General features: G+C 62.3%; 19 protein-coding genes. 8 read left to right on the top strand and 11 right to left on the bottom strand.

Annotation, left to right across the window (positions count from 1 at the left end; all coding sequences use genetic code 11):
* The 5 genes from VFB05_RS16465 to rocF form a co-directional block, all read right to left on the bottom strand.
* The coding region (locus VFB05_RS16465; protein WP_325013799.1) for an aconitate hydratase at positions 1-1,355 on the bottom strand (1,355 nt) is incomplete at its 3' end.
* A gap of 107 nt (positions 1,356-1,462) precedes the next feature.
* On the bottom strand, positions 1,463-1,714 hold the full coding sequence (locus tag VFB05_RS16470) for a hypothetical protein (protein ID WP_325013800.1): 252 nt from the start codon (positions 1,712-1,714) through the stop codon (positions 1,463-1,465).
* A gap of 362 nt (positions 1,715-2,076) precedes the next feature.
* Entirely contained in the window at positions 2,077-2,256 is a 180-nt protein-coding gene (locus tag VFB05_RS16475; RefSeq protein WP_325013801.1) for a hypothetical protein, read from the bottom strand.
* Positions 2,257-2,338: 82 nt separating this feature from the next.
* Positions 2,339-2,584, bottom strand: coding sequence for a hypothetical protein (locus tag VFB05_RS16480; RefSeq protein ID WP_325013802.1), 246 nt, complete (start codon positions 2,582-2,584; stop codon positions 2,339-2,341).
* A gap of 149 nt (positions 2,585-2,733) precedes the next feature.
* A complete protein-coding gene (rocF, locus tag VFB05_RS16485) occupies positions 2,734-3,690 on the bottom strand; it encodes an arginase (protein WP_325013803.1) in 957 nt (318 codons plus the stop codon).
* A 252-nt stretch (positions 3,691-3,942) separates the two neighbouring features.
* Here rocF and VFB05_RS16490 point away from each other — a divergent pair, with 252 nt between their 5' ends.
* The 3 genes from VFB05_RS16490 (at position 3,943) to VFB05_RS16500 (ending at position 6,896) form a co-directional block, all read left to right on the top strand.
* Positions 3,943-4,182, top strand: coding sequence for a PilZ domain-containing protein (locus VFB05_RS16490; protein ID WP_325013804.1), 240 nt, complete (start codon positions 3,943-3,945; stop codon positions 4,180-4,182).
* The gene (locus tag VFB05_RS16495) at positions 4,179-5,657 is read left to right on the top strand and encodes a tetratricopeptide repeat protein (RefSeq protein WP_325013805.1); all 1,479 of its coding nucleotides are present in this window, start codon (positions 4,179-4,181) and stop codon (positions 5,655-5,657) included. Before VFB05_RS16490 ends, VFB05_RS16495 begins: the two co-directional genes overlap by 4 nt.
* A gap of 399 nt (positions 5,658-6,056) precedes the next feature.
* On the top strand, positions 6,057-6,896 hold the full coding sequence (locus VFB05_RS16500; RefSeq protein WP_325013806.1) for an alpha/beta fold hydrolase: 840 nt from the start codon (positions 6,057-6,059) through the stop codon (positions 6,894-6,896).
* Positions 6,897-6,913: 17 nt separating this feature from the next.
* On the opposite strand, the gene VFB05_RS16505 is transcribed toward VFB05_RS16500, so the two are convergent.
* Positions 6,914-7,174, bottom strand: a complete 261-nt coding sequence (locus tag VFB05_RS16505; RefSeq protein WP_325013807.1) for a hypothetical protein — start codon at positions 7,172-7,174, stop codon at positions 6,914-6,916.
* A 315-nt stretch (positions 7,175-7,489) separates the two neighbouring features.
* Between VFB05_RS16505 and VFB05_RS16510 the strand changes: the two genes are divergently transcribed.
* Positions 7,490-7,675 (top strand): hypothetical protein, encoded by a 186-nt coding sequence (locus VFB05_RS16510; RefSeq protein ID WP_325013808.1) that lies wholly within the window; start codon positions 7,490-7,492, stop codon positions 7,673-7,675.
* A 217-nt stretch (positions 7,676-7,892) separates the two neighbouring features.
* On the opposite strand, the gene VFB05_RS16515 is transcribed toward VFB05_RS16510, so the two are convergent.
* Complete coding sequence (locus tag VFB05_RS16515; protein ID WP_325013809.1) at positions 7,893-8,246, bottom strand: phasin; 354 nt, start codon at positions 8,244-8,246, stop codon at positions 7,893-7,895.
* A gap of 437 nt (positions 8,247-8,683) precedes the next feature.
* The gene (locus VFB05_RS16520; RefSeq protein ID WP_325013810.1) at positions 8,684-8,887 is read right to left on the bottom strand and encodes a hypothetical protein; all 204 of its coding nucleotides are present in this window, start codon (positions 8,885-8,887) and stop codon (positions 8,684-8,686) included.
* 254 nt (positions 8,888-9,141) lie between these two features.
* Between VFB05_RS16520 and VFB05_RS16525 the strand changes: the two genes are divergently transcribed.
* The 4 genes from VFB05_RS16525 to VFB05_RS16540 all read left to right on the top strand — a co-directional run bounded on the left by VFB05_RS16525 (position 9,142) and on the right by VFB05_RS16540 (position 12,641).
* Complete coding sequence (locus VFB05_RS16525; RefSeq protein WP_325013811.1) at positions 9,142-9,414, top strand: hypothetical protein; 273 nt, start codon at positions 9,142-9,144, stop codon at positions 9,412-9,414.
* A 104-nt stretch (positions 9,415-9,518) separates the two neighbouring features.
* On the top strand, positions 9,519-10,571 hold the full coding sequence (locus VFB05_RS16530) for a type III polyketide synthase (RefSeq protein ID WP_325013822.1): 1,053 nt from the start codon (positions 9,519-9,521) through the stop codon (positions 10,569-10,571).
* The gene (locus tag VFB05_RS16535; protein WP_325013813.1) at positions 10,568-11,074 is read left to right on the top strand and encodes an isoprenylcysteine carboxyl methyltransferase family protein; all 507 of its coding nucleotides are present in this window, start codon (positions 10,568-10,570) and stop codon (positions 11,072-11,074) included. The genes VFB05_RS16530 and VFB05_RS16535 overlap by 4 nt, the downstream gene beginning before the upstream one ends.
* A gap of 88 nt (positions 11,075-11,162) precedes the next feature.
* Positions 11,163-12,641 carry a DHA2 family efflux MFS transporter permease subunit gene (locus VFB05_RS16540; RefSeq protein WP_325013824.1) on the top strand — a complete coding sequence of 493 codons (1,479 nt, stop codon included), beginning with the start codon at positions 11,163-11,165 and terminating at the stop codon, positions 12,639-12,641.
* Between the two features lie 55 nt (positions 12,642-12,696).
* On the opposite strand, the gene VFB05_RS16545 is transcribed toward VFB05_RS16540, so the two are convergent.
* The 3 genes from VFB05_RS16545 to VFB05_RS16555 all read right to left on the bottom strand — a co-directional run bounded on the left by VFB05_RS16545 (position 12,697) and on the right by VFB05_RS16555 (position 15,158).
* Positions 12,697-14,031 carry a TAXI family TRAP transporter solute-binding subunit gene (locus tag VFB05_RS16545; RefSeq protein WP_325013815.1) on the bottom strand — a complete coding sequence of 445 codons (1,335 nt, stop codon included), beginning with the start codon at positions 14,029-14,031 and terminating at the stop codon, positions 12,697-12,699.
* A 46-nt stretch (positions 14,032-14,077) separates the two neighbouring features.
* Positions 14,078-14,242, bottom strand: a complete 165-nt coding sequence (locus VFB05_RS16550; protein WP_325013817.1) for a hypothetical protein — start codon at positions 14,240-14,242, stop codon at positions 14,078-14,080.
* A 130-nt stretch (positions 14,243-14,372) separates the two neighbouring features.
* Positions 14,373-15,158, bottom strand: a complete 786-nt coding sequence (locus tag VFB05_RS16555; RefSeq protein WP_325013819.1) for an SPFH domain-containing protein — start codon at positions 15,156-15,158, stop codon at positions 14,373-14,375.
* Positions 15,159-15,268 lie beyond the last annotated feature (110 nt).

Below are 15,268 nucleotides of genomic sequence, written 5' to 3' on the forward strand. Positions count from 1 at the left end.
CCTTTGACAAGCTGGACACCTCGCGCCTGTTCGACGGCGAGCGGGGCTTCAAGGAGCTTCGCGTTCATCGCCGGCCGGACCGGATCGTGCAATTCCGGGCGAGCCTTCTGCAACGTTCGTGGATCGGTGATGCGCCCGGCGAGCGCGGATGCTGCCGCAGTTTCCGGCGAGCAGAGAAAGACGGAATCTTCCTCGGTGCCCGACCGGCCGGGAAAGTTGCGCGGCGTGGTGCGCAGCGAGTTGCGCCCCATCGCGGGCGCCTGGCCCATTCCGATGCAGCCATTGCAGCCGGTCTGATGGATCCGCGCGCCGGCTGCGAGCAATGCTCCGAGCCGGCCATCGACGATCAGCGCCTCAAGCGTATCGCGCGACGTCGGATTGATGTCGAACGACACATCGGGGGGCACGTGGCTGCCGCGAACGATCTCCGCGGCGACGGCAAAGTCGCGCCAGCCTGGATTCGCGGATGATCCGATATAGGCCTGGTAGATCGGTTCGCCCGCAACTTCGCTCACCTTGACGACATTGCCGGGACTCGATGGCGTCGCGATCAGCGGCTCCAGCTTCGACAAGTCGATCTTGTCGTCCTCGTCATAGCTGCATGCCTTGTCGGCAACGATTTCCTGCCAGTCATTTGGGCGACCGCACGCCTCCAGAAAGCGGCGCGTCTTGCCGTCGGACGGAAACACCGTGGTGGTTGCGCCGAGCTCGGCTCCCATGTTGGCGATGACGTGCCGGTCCATTGCGGACAGCGCCTCCAGCCCGGGTCCGAAATATTCGACCACCTTGCCGACGCCGCCGGTGACGCCGCGACGCCGCAACATCTCGAGGATGACGTCCTTGGCGCTCACCCAGGGCGGCAATTCGCCGGTGAGTTCGACACCGAGGACCGCAGGCATCGCGGTCGGAAACGGCTCGCCGCTGATGGCGAGCGCGACGTCAAGACCGCCGGCTCCGATCGCCAGCATTCCCATCGCACCCGCCGCCGGCGTGTGACTGTCGGAGCCCAGCAGGGATTTGCCGGGCTTGCCGAAGTGCTGCATATGCACGACATGGCTGATGCCGTTGCCGGAGCGCGAATACCACAAGCCGAACCGGCGGCACGCGCTCTCAAGGAACAGATGATCGTCGGCGTTCAGGTGGTCGGTTTCCAGGAGATTGTGATCGACATATTGCGCGCTCAGTTCAGTACGCGCGCGATCGAGGCCCATCGACTCCAGCGCCAGCATCACGAGCGTGCCGGTCGCATCCTGCGTCAGCGTCTGATCGATGCGGATCGAGATCGGCTCGGTCGCACGCATCCTGCCGTGCACGAGATGAGCCGAGACCAACTTCTGGGTGACATTCTGTGGCATCTGCAGAGCCTCTCGGACTGCGATGTCCCCGCTCCCCCTTTTGGATAGTGTTCCGCAGGCAAAATGCCCGACATCAACGTAATGCGTGTTGACGCATGACGTTCCGTTCAGCCGGCTTCCTCGATGGCTCTGACGATCAGTTCGCGATGCTCGCGCATGACCTGAAGATTGGCCTCGAACACCCTCATGGTGTCCTCGGCGAGCTTTGTGTCATGGCCGTCGTCACGCAGGCCCCTGATGATGGCCCCCTGCTCCCTGACCACACGCTCGGCTTTTGCGAGATGTTCATCGGCAAGGGATAGATGTTGCAGCTCGATCGATCGCCGCTCACGCGCCTTGGTTTTTCTGTCGGCGGCCATTCGCATCTGATTGCGCTCGCGAGACTCAAGCCGGGGCTCAAGCGGAGGCTTCTGGCGCGGCGGGTTTTTGCTCTCGTGCTGTCCGATTGCGGGAACATTGGGCCGAGGATTATCCGTGAGCACCTTGCGGCCAAGCGCAATGGCGGCCTTTCCCGACGCCAGATGCCGGGCGTCCAGCTGTTTGTCGCGAGATGAAAGACGGAAAATGCGGACACCTGGCCACCACATACCGGTGCTCCCCTGGCTCTGCGAGCGGGAGCGCAACCGGTCTCTCAGTCACCGACGCCCGCAGGGCACGGCTTTGGCCGATGATGGAACCAGTCTATCAAATTCCGCCGGGCTTTTCACCTTAAGAAGCGAGGTCACGGACGCGTGTTCATCTCATTGATAAACGGGGATCTTTGGTCGGTCCGAAGCTGCTGCAGCTCGTGATGCCAGTCGTTCAGTTGCCTGGCTTTTCTCAATGCGTCGTCAAGCTGATCGAGCAGCCTCTCGCTCTCGGCGATGGCCCGGTCCGCGCGGTGCAAGAGATCGTTCTGCATGTCCAAAACAGCCAGGTTGAGTGAAGTTCCCGTTCCGGCCCGCGAGGGCCGCGAGACCTCGTGACCTCCCACGACTATTGTCTTAAACCGCTCGCCGATGTTGCGACAGGTCGTGGGAATAGCGGCTGCAGTCCACAACGGCGGACAGTGCGGCTGACCTCAGCACCACCGGGTCGCGCTCCCCCCTCGCTGCACTGGCTAAAATGTTAGAGGCGATGTCGGCTTTGACGGTCGATGTTCGCTTTGCTTCCGGGAGCATCGCAACCGCGTCATCAAGCACGGACTTCATCAATTCGATCAGTTCAGGCTGAAACACCGCTCCTGTCATAATGGCCTCCCTCATACGCAAAACTACTTTGCGCCATCATTATGCAGCGGGGCAAAGGCGCGCATTAAACTATGATAAGTCGGCCTGAAAGGTCGTTTTTTCCAGCGGGCCGTGCTGCGCCGCGGGCGGCGGGACCCGTTCAGCGGCATCTAGATCGCGTTGGTCGGCGTCAGCCGATCGGTGATCTGCTGGCCGAACAGGCTGCCGATCAGTTCGACCACGCTGCGCGCAGTGCGGCCGCGTTCGTCGAGGAACGGATTGAGCTCGACGATGTCGAGCGAATGCACGATGCCGGAATCGTGCAGGAGCTCCATGATCAGATGCGCCTCGCGATAGGTCGCCCCGCCCGGCACCGTGGTGCCGACGCCCGGAGCGACGTCAGGATCGAGAAAGTCGACGTCGAAGCTCAAATGCAGCACGCCGTTCACGGCCTTCACCTTCTCGATGACGCGCCGGATCAGCACGCTGACGCCGAACTCGTCGATCTTGCGCATGTCGGCGACTGAGATGCGGCGCAGCTTGACGAGCTCCTTTTCCGCCTTGTCGATCGAGCGGGTGCCGAACAATTCCAGGTGGCTGGAATCGATCGGCGCGCGCGGCTCATCGCCCAGAAGACCATCGAGCCCTTCCTCGCCGCAGAGAAATGCCGCCGACATGCCGTGCATGTTGCCGGTGATGGTCGTCGCCGGCGTATTGTAATCGGCATGCGCGTCGAGCCACATCACGAACAATTCGCGGCCCGTCTCGCGGCAATGCCGCGCCACGCCGTTGACCGAGCCCATGGTCAGCGAATGATCGCCGCCGAGAAAGATCGGAATGGCGCCGGTGCGCGACATCTCATAGGCGCGCGCGCTGATGGCGCCGATCCAGCGCTGGATTTCGCGGTAGTGTTTTGCGTTGTCGGGCGGGATGTCGTTGAGCGGCGCAACGCCGTTGACGCTCAGATTGCCGTAGTCCGCGACCGCAAAATCGAGGCTTTCGAGCAGGGTCAGAAGGCCCGCGGTCCGCAGCGCATCCGGCCCCATCAGCGTGCCCATCTGCGATGCGCCGATTTCGATCGGCGCGCCGAGGATGGCGATTTCTTTCGGGGATTCGCGATCAATCATGGCCGGTCATCCTCTACGAGTGGTCCGATTCGCATTTGTGAATGCTGGCAACATCGCGAAACACCATGAGCTTAACCGCGGGCGTCCGATTCTGATATTCTCGTAAATTGACGGAACCGAAGGCACGCCAAAGGACGCTTCCCACCGTTTGAGGCGTGGAAAACAGGGCTAAAAGGGTATCCGGCAACCTTGATCATTTTGCGGATCAGGCGGAAAATTCGCCGTTAGCATCGTCACGACCAGGCAAGAACAATGGACGACGAACACCGGATCGCACCCCGGCACCGGGTGCTCAAGGGAGCCAGCATTCAGTTCGGCGGCGGCGCGATCGATTGCACGGTACGCAACCTTTCCGAAACGGGGGCCGCGCTCGACGTGCAAAGCCCGGTTGGCATCCCGGCCGAGTTCGTGCTTGTGGCCGACGGGGAACAGCGGCACTGCCGCGTGGTCTGGCGCAAGGAAAAACGCATCGGCGTGACCTTCGACAAATGACGGCGGATGAGGGCTGGCGCCCGCGCCGCGCGCAGGAAGCACGGCTCGCCGAACTCGACGCACAGCTTGAACAATCTGGCGATAACGAGGCGCGGCTGTTGTGCGAGATCGAGCGCGCGGCGCTGCTGGGGGCGCTCGACCGCAAAGCGGAAGCGCAGGCGGCCTTCATTGCCATCCTGCAGCGCCATCCGACGCATTTCAGCGCGCTCAACGAGTTCGGTACCTGGCTCGCAGGCCAGGGCGCGATCGACGCCGCCTGCCGCGTCTATGCCGAGGCGATCCTGCACCATCCGGATCATCCGATGGCGCGCGTCAACCTTGGCAACCTCCTGCTCCGCGCCAACCGCCATGCCGAGGCGCGCGCACATTACGAGGCAGCGCTGAAGGCCGATCCCGATCACGCCGCCGCCCATCAAGGCCTGGGCGCGGTCAAATCGGACGAAGGCGATCGCGACGGTGCGCGCGAGCATTTCAGACGCGGCTTTCGCGGACACGCGGTCTCGACGCTGCCCTATCGCGGCAGCGGTCCGCCGATCCCGCTGTTGCAACTTGTGTCATCCGGTGGCGGCAATATTCCGACCGCGCCGTTTCTCGACGAGCGCGTGTTCCTGACCACGGTGGTCGTCGCGGACCATCTCGATCCCGCGACCGAGTTGCCGCCGCACGCGCTGATCTTCAATACGATCGGCGACGCAGATTTGTGTCAGGTGGCGCTTGCCGCAGCTCAACGCCTTACCGAAAAAGCAACGGTCACCGTGATCAACGAACCCGCTGCGGTGATGAGAACCGGACGCCTCGCCAACGCCACCGAACTTGCGAACCTGCCCGGCGTGATCACGCCGAAAGTGCTGTCCGTGCCGCGATCGCGCCTCAACGACACCGCCGGCCTCGCCTGGCTCACCGGGCACGGCTTCATCTTCCCGCTTTTGTTGCGCTCTCCCGGCTATCACACGGGCCGCAATTTCGTTTTGGTGGAAAACGCCGCCGATCTTTCGGCCGCAGTGAGCGAGCTGCCGGGCGAGGAATTGCTGGCAATCGAATATCTCGACGCGCGGGGAAAGGACGGCAACGCCCGCAAATACCGCGTGATGATGATCGGCGGAAAGCTCTTCCCGCTGCACCTCGCGATCTCGCGAAACTGGAAGGTGCACTATTTCACCTCCGACATGGCCGACGAGCCGGATCATCGCAAAGAGGAAATGGCGTTCCTGAAGGACATGCCAGGCGTGCTCGGTGACAAGGCCATGGCCGCGCTGCATGCTGTTCTGGCGCGGCTTTCCCTCGACTATGCCGGCATCGATTTCGGCCTGAACGCGGACGGCGATCTTCTGCTGTTCGAGGCCAATGCCACCATGGTGATATCAGCCCCGCCCACCGACGACCCGCGCTGGGCCTACCGGCGCGGTGCGATCTCGGCCGCGATCGATGCCGTGGTCGCGATGATCAAGCAAAAGGCCGGCGCCGCGTTGCCGTAGCACGGCGGGAGCGGGTAGCACTCGAACCGCGATGGAGGTGTGCGCCCTCTCCCATTGGGAGAGGGCTGGGGTGAGTGGTTACGGTCTCTCGTGAGGGCAGCGCCCCCTCACCCGGATCGCACCGGACGATGCTGACGCATCGCCAGGAGCGATCCGACCTCTCCCCGCCGGGGAGAGGTGACCCGAGGCGCCCGCAAGAATCCTAAAACCAACGCTCCCGCCCCTGCGACAAATGGGAACCTGGAGGGGATGACAGCCCAAGGAAAGCCGGCTGAGGCAGGGTTGCATGGCAAAAAGTCGCAGGTTTCGGAAATTTAATTCTCCCTGGCGCTGTTCCCGGCGCGGCTTTGCCGCGTTGACACACCATATTGTGAGAAACAAAACATCGGGTTGGAAACGATGAAACGGGCCCTCACAGTCCTGGCCTGCATTTGCCTGCTGTCGGGCGGCCTTTACGTGGCCGCCAGCAAGTGGGCCATTCGCCATGAGACGCTCAACCTGTTCGACACGACGCGGCAGCGGCAGGTCGCGGTCGATCTTGCGGTGCGCCGCGACTATGAGCGAAAGGCCAATGAGGGCATCTGGAAGCTGCCGGTCGCCATCATCTCCAACGGCAACACGGTGAAGAATACCGAATACTCATTCCTGGAAAACGTGCTGGCTGCGCGCGGCTATCTGGTGGCGAGCGTCCAGCAGGACAATCCGAGCGATCCGCCGCTGGTCACGAAGGTGGGCCTGCCTTACGTTGGCCGGCTCGACGTCTACAAGAAGGGCGAGGCCAACATCCTCTTCGTCGTCGGCGAGTTGGAGAAGCTCCAGCCGAACGCCAACTACGATCACCTGACGCTGGTCGGCCATTCCAATGGCGGCGATATCGCGATGTACTTCGCGACGGAACACCCCGACGTCGTGTCAAAGGTCGTCACGCTCGACAATCTGCGCGTTCCCTTCGTGCTCAACAAGCACATGAAGATCCTGTCCTTCCGCTCGACCGATCCTAACTTCAAGACCGATCCCGGCGTGCTGCCGACGCCGGCGGAAGCCAAGGTCGACGGCATCGACATCGTCAAGACGCCGTACCAGCACACCTGGCTCAGCGACCGCGGCCCCGACGAAGCGAAAGAGCACATCCAGGCGACGCTCGACAAGTTCCTGGGGCAAACCGCAAGCAGCGACCTCTCGCCGGTTGCGACCGATAACCCGCTGATCGCCAAGATGGGACCCGCGCCGTATCCATAGACGTCAATCGACGGCGATCATTGATGGGTCGGTTCACTTCTTCTCGCCCGCGTGGGGGGGGGGAGCGATTGCGAACCGAGACCTGGCAGGGGGCGATAAAGCTGGCGCACGTGTTGCGCCGCCCTTTCCAATTGCTCCAGTTGCTTTTGGCTTCTGGCCAGCACCTCATAGCTCCGGCCCACATATTCGAGGCAGGCGCGCGCGCCGGGATCGCGCGTGGTCTCCGCGATCATCCGAAAGAACTCGGCCTGTTCGATGTAGCGCTCGGAGCTGTCCACATCACTTCATAATGCCCGGCTCGGGACTCCGCATTAACCTGCGAGAGTGCTTCGCGAGGAACAAGCTCGCGAGGATGAGAAGCTGTCGCTGCCGCGATGCGACGTCTCGGCGCTTGCCTGGAGAGGTGAAGTCATCAACCTCGCGGTTCCCTCGACGGAACCTGAACCTCGACCTGCCCGAAAAGTAGGTTGATACCTGCTCCTTTTCATTGTGTCAGGAATGGTACACAATGATGACGTGCAGTTACGTTGCGTGAGTCGGTGCTACCCCGTTGAAAAACGGAAAGGAAAAATCAGCCGCGAAAGGAAAAGCGAGTGCTGGACCTTCCACGACCGACGCCTACCTGTACGAGCTTTCAGACCACGACCGAGATGCGCTGCATCAAGTGCAACGACAGGATGAAGCTGGTTTTGATTGAGCCACGCGACGGAAAGCTCAATCTGCTCACCTATCGCTGCAACGGCTGCGCGGCGCATGAGAGCTTCCTGAAGGCGATTTGAACCTTCAGGCGCCGTTTTTCGAAATTTGCGCGGCAATTTCACGGCCTGAAAAGTCATGGCCGGATTTTTCGGCGCGCGAAATTCGCGTCCTAACGGACGCTGTCATGGCCGGACGGGTTCCGGCCATCCACGTCTTTGCTTTCCCGCGACTTTAAGTCGTCGATGCCCGCGCCACAGGCTAGCGGAAGCGACGCCGTTCTTCGAACGGCTCGAGCGGCTAGAACTTCTTCTTCATCGAGTTCTGCGCTGCCGACATCACATCGCCGGTGATCTGGCGCATATGATCGCCGGCATTGGTGAACTGGCTGCGCAGGAATTCCGACTGGATTTGCATGGCCTCTTGCAGGTCGGTGGCGTGCACGAGTTTGCGCGCGTGTTCGAACGCGGCCTTCATGTTCTGCTGGGTGAAGGCGAGCGCCTGTTTCGATATTTCCGTGCCGGGCGTCGAGATCGAGGAGACCGATTTGTTGGCGGCATCGAAAAACATGCTGAACGCCTGTTCGGCCTGGTCGATGGTCTTTTCGGCCAGATCGCGCAATTCAGCCGGCACTTCCAGTTTCGGTTCGGACATCGCCACCATCCCTCTACTTTGCTTGAGCCTGGGCCTTGCGGAATTAGCACAGTTCAGGCGCTGAGGCGAATGTCAGCAAGGGCGATAGAGGCAAGAACTCGCAGGCCGCTAGTGTCCCGATTCCGAAGTTCGTCGCCTTTTTCGGAGCCACGTTTCGAACTTCGGAATCGAAAGGACACCAGCAAACTCATGATTCGAGTGTCCCGGTTCTGACATTCGTATCATGTCGCAGCGGGTTCGTTTGCGAATGTCAGGACCAAAGGGACACTAGCAAATATATGATTCTAGTGAAGCTTTGACCCTGACGTTCCTTTGAAGATGACGCTGCGAAACTGAAAGGAACGTCAGAGTCGCTTCACTAGTGTGGCTTTGGTTCAGAAGTCCGCACGAAGAACCCGCGGCACCAGCGGTGCGGACTTCTGACCGCCACGCTAGCCTCAGCGCGGCGTGAAGCGGCCCTTCGTGCCGCCGGGACATGGGGTGGGATCTGTGGCCAGATGCTCGATCCAGGCCAGCACCTCGGAGCGCTGCGCCGGCGAGAGCTTGATGAAGGCCTTGAACAGCCGCAAGCCCTGCACGGTCTCGGTCGAGGGATAACCGAGCGTGGCGCTGACTTCCGAAGCAGATGTGCTGTTTTTCATCTCGCGCTTTCTCGCGGGGTCGGGTGAGGCGAGGCGTGCAAGTCGAACCCCTCGTCCCGGTGGAAAGTATGCCAAGGAACAACCGCCCCGGCAAGACTGCTCAAGGCTGGTCAAGGCCGGTCGGAGCATCGCTCCGACAATAGAACCTCTTCAACAAAAGGCGGAGCTCATGGCCGCAAGATTGCCGCTTTTTCCCGCCGGCGCATTGGCCTCCGATGCGACTCTTCCTGCAACAATCAGCAACGCGACAGGACATGTTCTTAGCATCAAGACGGCTTCGCGTCGCAGCCCTGCTTGAAGCGTGCAGCCATTTGAAGGTTGAAGCCATGCGAAGGTTGAAGCCGTTTGAAGCGTGGAGCCATTTCAAGCTTGAAGCCATGCACGCGCGCGCGTCTTGTCCGCGCAAGCCGCCGGGCGCTGCAAAACACTCCCACGACATCTTCGAGCGGGACAGCTTCGAGAAAGACTTCAAGAAAAGTCCCAACAAAAACCTCAAGGCAGCTTCAAGACAAACCACTTTTAAGTGACGCTTCCAGCGCAATCCTCTGAAATAAAACCCGCCGGCCGCTGTTCCTGTTCAATGATGGAAATCGACACGGAAGATCTGTTCATGTCCATGGTAATGCCCAAGGTGGGCCCAAAGGCCGCGCTGCTCTCACTTGCGACCTCGGTCCCTCCCCACACCTTCCTGCAAAAGGATATTTTGAGCGCCGCCTGGGACGTTTTCGGCAGCCGCTTTCCCGACTACGACCGCTTCGCCGGCATTTTCGCCAACACCGGAATCATCAAGCGTCACGGCGTCAAGCCGTTCGACTGGTACCTGACGCAGCGCGGCTGGCCGGAGCGCACGGCGGCCTTCTTCGAGGGCGCGGAAGCCCTGTTCATCGAAGTGGCGAACAAGGCGCTGGCCGACGCCAACCTTAACGCTACCGACGTCGACACCGTGGTCACGGTGTGCTCGACCGGCATTGCGACGCCAAGCCTCGATGCGCGCGTCGCGACGCGGATGGGATTTCGCTCCGACATCTCGCGGGTGCCGGTGTTCGGTCTCGGCTGCGCCGGCGGCGCCTCGGGTCTGTCCATCGCCTCCCGCCTGGCGCAAGCGCGGCCGGGCAGCAACGTCCTGATGGTGACGATCGAGCTGTGCTCGCTGGCGCTGCGGCTCGACGAACTCACCAAGGCCAACATCATCGCCACCAGCCTGTTCGGCGATGGCGCCGCCGCGATCGTGCTGCGCGCGGGTGACGGCGGCGACACGCTGATCGAGGCGGCCGGCGAGCATCTGTGGCCCGATACGCTCGACGTGATGGGATGGAATGTCGACCCCTTGGGCTTCGGCGTGATCCTGCGCCGCACCGTGCCGGAATTCGTGACGGCCGAACTTAAACCTGCATTGACGCAGATCCTCGCGCGCATGGACCGCAACATGGAAGACTACGGCAGGTTCATCTGTCACCCCGGCGGCGCCAAGGTGATCGATGCGATCGAGACCGCGCTGTCGCTGCATCAAGGCACGCTGGAGCACGAGCGCGCGGTCATCGCCGATTACGGCAACATGTCGGCGCCGACGGTGCTGTTCATCCTCGAACGCTATCTGGCAAAGGGCCTGCCGCAGCGCTCGCTGCTCACCGCGCTCGGCCCGGGCTTTACCGCGAGCTGCGTCTCGCTGCGGCGCGCGGCGTGAGCCCGGCCGAAGTCATCCTCGCTTTGGTGACGGCGCAGCGCGGCGCCGAACTCATTCTCTCCCGCCACAACACGGAGCGGCTGAAGGCGCGAGGCGCCATTGAAGTCGCGCCCGGCCACTATCCGCTCATGGTCGCCGTGCACGCTTCATGGCTCGCCGCGCTCTGGGGCTTTGGCCATGACAAGCCGATCATGCCCGCCGCGATCGCAGCCTACCTCGTGCTTCAGGCCTTGCGCGCCTGGGTGATGGCAACGCTCGGTCCGCGCTGGACCACACGCATCATCGTGCTGCCGAATGCGCCGTTGGTGACGGACGGCCCCTACCGCTATTTCCGCCATCCCAATTATGGTGTCGTGTGCGGCGAGATCACCGTGCTGCCGTTGGTGCTGCACCTGCCGGAAATCGCTGTCCTGTTCACGGCGCTCAATGCCGTCGTGATCTTCATCCGGATTCGCGCCGAGGACCGCGCGCTGCAAGTCTCGCGCAAGCAACGTCATGAGTGAAGACACTATCACCGAGGCTGCACTGGCGCGCGATGCCATCGAGCTGCCGGCGGATGCAGGCCTGAAGAGATGGCTCGGCTTCATCCTGATGTGCCTCGGCATGTTCATGGCGATCCTCGACATCCAGGTGGTCGCGACGTCCCTGCCCGCCATCCAGGAGGCGCTCGGCATCTCGCGCGATGCCATGAGCTGGATCCAGACGGCCTACCTGATCGCCGAGATCACGGCGATCCCCTTGACCGGTTGGCTGACGCGGCTGCTCTCGCTGCGCTGGCTGTTCACAGCCGCGATCTCGCTCTTTACGCTCGCCTCGATCGGCTGCGCGGCGAGCGATCATTTCGCCAGTCTGATCGTCTTTCGCATCGTCCAGGGCTTCGCCGGCGGAGCGCTGATCCCCGCGGTGTTCTCGGCTGTGTTCCTGCTGTTCCCGTTGCGCCTTCACCCTGCAGCAACCACGCTTGCCGGCATCGTCGCGGTGCTAGCGCCGACGGTCGGCCCTGTTGTCGGCGGCTGGATCACCGACACCTGGTCGTGGCATTGGCTGTTTCTGATCAATGTCGCGCCGGGACTATGTGCGGCTGTCGCGACGCCGTTCTTGTTGCCGCAGGACAATGTCAATCTCGCGGAGTTCAAGGTTCTCGATCGCCTCTCTCTGCTGTTGATGGCGGTTGCGCTCGCCACGCTCGAGATCGGCCTCAAACAGGCGCCGCAAGACGGCTGGCTGAGCCTGCGGCCGCTTGCGCTTTTCGTGGCGAGCTTCGTCTGCGGTCTTGTCTTCGTGGCGCGAACCGTCAAGGCAAGCCATCCCGTCGTCGAACTCACCACGCTACGCGCGCGGGCCTTTGCTGTCGGCTGCGGCTTAAGCTTCTGTCTCGGCGTCGGCCTGTTTGGCTCGGTCTATCTGATGCCGGTGTTTTTGGCCTATGTCCGCCGTCATGACGCGTTCGAGATCGGCACTATCATGCTGGTGACGGGCGTGGCGCAACTCATCGCCGCACCGGTTGCCGGCTATCTCCAAAGCCGGCTCGATCCGCGCAAACTCTCGGCCTTTGGCTTTGCATTGTTTGCGATCGGACTGGGCCTGAGCGCATTCCAGAGCCGGACCGCCGATTTCGACGAGATGTTTTTGCCGCAGGTTCTGCGCGGCATCGCCATCATGTTCTGCCTGTTGCCGCCAACACAACTCGCACTCGGCGCGCTGACATCAGCGCAAGTGCCTGATGCGAGCGGGCTGTTCAACCTGATGCGCAACCTTGGCGGGGCAATCGGCATCGCGGTCATTGATACAATTCTTTACGGCCGCACCGTCGGCCATGGCGAGGCGCTGCGCGACCGGCTGATCGCGGGCGATGTGAGCGCGGCGCAGGCGATCGGACTCGATGTGCAGCTCTTTCTGCATCCGCCGCCCGACGTCACGCAGGCGACGATCGAAGCCTATGTGCGCCCGATGGTCGAGCGCGCGGCATTCGCGATGTCGGTCAACGAGGCCTGGGCGCTGTTGTCCATAGTCGCGATTGTCGCACTCGTGCTGGTGTGGGTTTGGGGGAGACCGGCGATGAGCAAGTAGCGGCCCAACCGTCGTCATTGCGAGGCGCGAAAGCGCCGAAGCAATCCATCTTTTTCTAACTGGATTGCTTCGCTCCGCTCGCAATGACGGAAGTAAGCTCCACCCGCTTGTGATGAACGAGATTGTCGAGCCGCTGCGCGAGGCCGATCGCGGCGAGCCGCTCCGATCCGCCCTGCTCGTCATCCGAGTTCGCGAGCTGCGCGCGCAGCGTCGCCTCGATCTCGTCCTCGATCTTGCGCAAGGCGGCCTCATCCGCGGCGTCGCGGATGCGCTCGCGCAATGCGAACAGCAACTCCAGCGTTCCCTGCGCAGGGGCCTTGCCGCGGATGCCGAGAAAACGCCACGCAGCCGCAAATATCGACGCCAGCGCGCCGAGCGCCATCGGCGTGAGATAGATGGCGTTGCTCCACCGGTCCATGAAGCTTTCCTCGGTGCCATTGTAGTATGCGGCAGCGCCGGGATGCACGGCGATATAGGCGTCTGCGTCCAGCGTCGGCGTCGCGATGCCTGTGACCAGCGGCTGTTCGGAGGCGAGATCGCGCCGCGCGGACATCACGCGCTTGGCAAGTTCGCCGACCAGTTGCTGGTTCAGATGACGGTTGGCGACGAGGAGATACTGCACCCGCAGCGTGGTGACGTCATCCTCGGGCACGGCCGGCGCGCCGCGCAGCGTGCCCTTCGGGATGTCGAAGCTCTCATAGGGTCCCTTGGCGTCAGCGATCGCGCCGGCGGAATCGATCGGGATCAGAACGGGCGAGGCGTTTGCGCCCTCGCGAAACAGTCCCTTGATCAGCGACAGATATTTGTCGGTGAGCGGCGTCACCACGATCAGCGCCGCCACCTGTTTGGTCTGCACGGCCTGCCTGGCCTCGAACGGCGAAATGTCCTTGAAGGTCACGTGCGCCTGCGTAAAATCGTATTCCTTCTTCAGCGCCTCCACGACGCCATGATTGATCTCGCCGCCGACCACGCCGACGGTGTGATCGCGGAGTTTCGCGATGGACGTGATGTTCGATCCCGGCGGCGCCACGATCATGACCACGCCTTGCGCCATCACGGCGACGGCGCGCGCCTGCGAGAGGTCACCGACATCGGCGCGCACCACGGCGAGATCGGCCTTGCCCGAAGCAAACGCCTTGGCGGCATCGAGCACGCTGCCAACATTTTCGATTTTGAGCCGGATCGGCGCGTTCGACGTGGCGAGATGCCCCGCGATCAACGTGGCCTCCCGCCGCGCTTCGCCGTCAAACGAGCCCACCGCGACCGTCAGCGTCCTCGGCCGCTCGTAGAAACGATATGCGATCAGGCCGGCGCCGCCGACAAGGCCGAGCAGACCGGCCAGCAGAACGGCGCGAACCCAGACCGGCAGAGTTTTGTGAAATCGATGCATGAAACCGGCGCGTCAGAAAAGCCAGAGTGAAAGCGCTTTCCGCCAATTAGTCTAGCCAAAGACGCTTCAGTTTCTCAATTTTCCGGCGAAGCCGCCTCATCATGCGGCGATACCAACGCCCCGCGCGCGGCTTTGCCAGATCGCGCCGCCGCACGACACAGGCCGACAGCCACGGGCGGGTGTGATAACGCGACCAGGACAGCATCTTCATCGCACGTCTCCACTCTCCTCTAACGGTTTGTGGGGACGTTCGGGCGCGTCGTTCGGACGCGAGCCCATTACAAATCTGCAAGCTAGATTAAGCTTGCGTCATGCAGGCAAAGACGTTCTTGGTCCCTCCCCTACTTGCTCGCCGAATCCTGTTTCAGCATCGCGAGCGCCTCCTGCACCGTGGTCATGAACTGCGCCGGGAAGATGATGGTCGAGTTCTTCTCGATCGAGATCTCCGCCATGGTTTGCAGCGTGCGCAGCTGAAGCGCGACCGGGTGCGCCGTGATGATGTCGGCGGCCTCGCCCAGCCGCACCGCGGCCTGGTATTCGCCTTCGGCGGCGACGATCTTGGCGCGGCGCTCGCGCTCGGCTTCCGCTTCGCGCGCCATCGCGCGCTGCATGTTTTCCGGCAGCATGATGTCCTTGATCTCGACCGCCGTCACCTGCGCACCCCACGGCTCGGTATGGCGGTCGATCACGTTCTTGATCTGCTCGTTGATGCTCGCGGTAGAGGCGAGCAGCTGGTCAAGGCTGAAACGACCGACCACATTGCGCACGGTGGTCTGGCTGATCTGGCTGATCGCGTTGTAGACGTTCTCGATCGCGATCACTGCCCGCTCGGGATTGGTGATGTGATAATAGGCGACTGCGGCGATATCGATCGAGACGTTGTCGCGGGTGATGATCTTCTGCGACGGGATCTGCATGGTGACGGTGCGCAGCGATACTCGCGTCATCTGCTGCACAGGAAAGAAGATCAGTGTCAGGCCGGGACCACGCACGCCTTCGAATCGGCCGAGGAAGAAAACCACGCCCCGTTCGTACTGCTTCAGGATGCGAAACGCACTGATGAGGTAGATCACAATCAACAAGACAAGGATGTAACCCATCAATTCCTCCTCGTTGACATCACTCATCCGACGCGTCGCGCGCGGAGAATGTGGCACCCGAGTCTAGGGCCCGGTGCCTGTCAGCCGCAAGAGGCGGACCTTGGTTTCAGGCTTTCAGCAAGGCTGGCTCCATTCAA

This window comes from Bradyrhizobium sp., assembly GCF_035652035.1.
Lineage (GTDB): Bacteria > Pseudomonadota > Alphaproteobacteria > Rhizobiales > Xanthobacteraceae > Bradyrhizobium.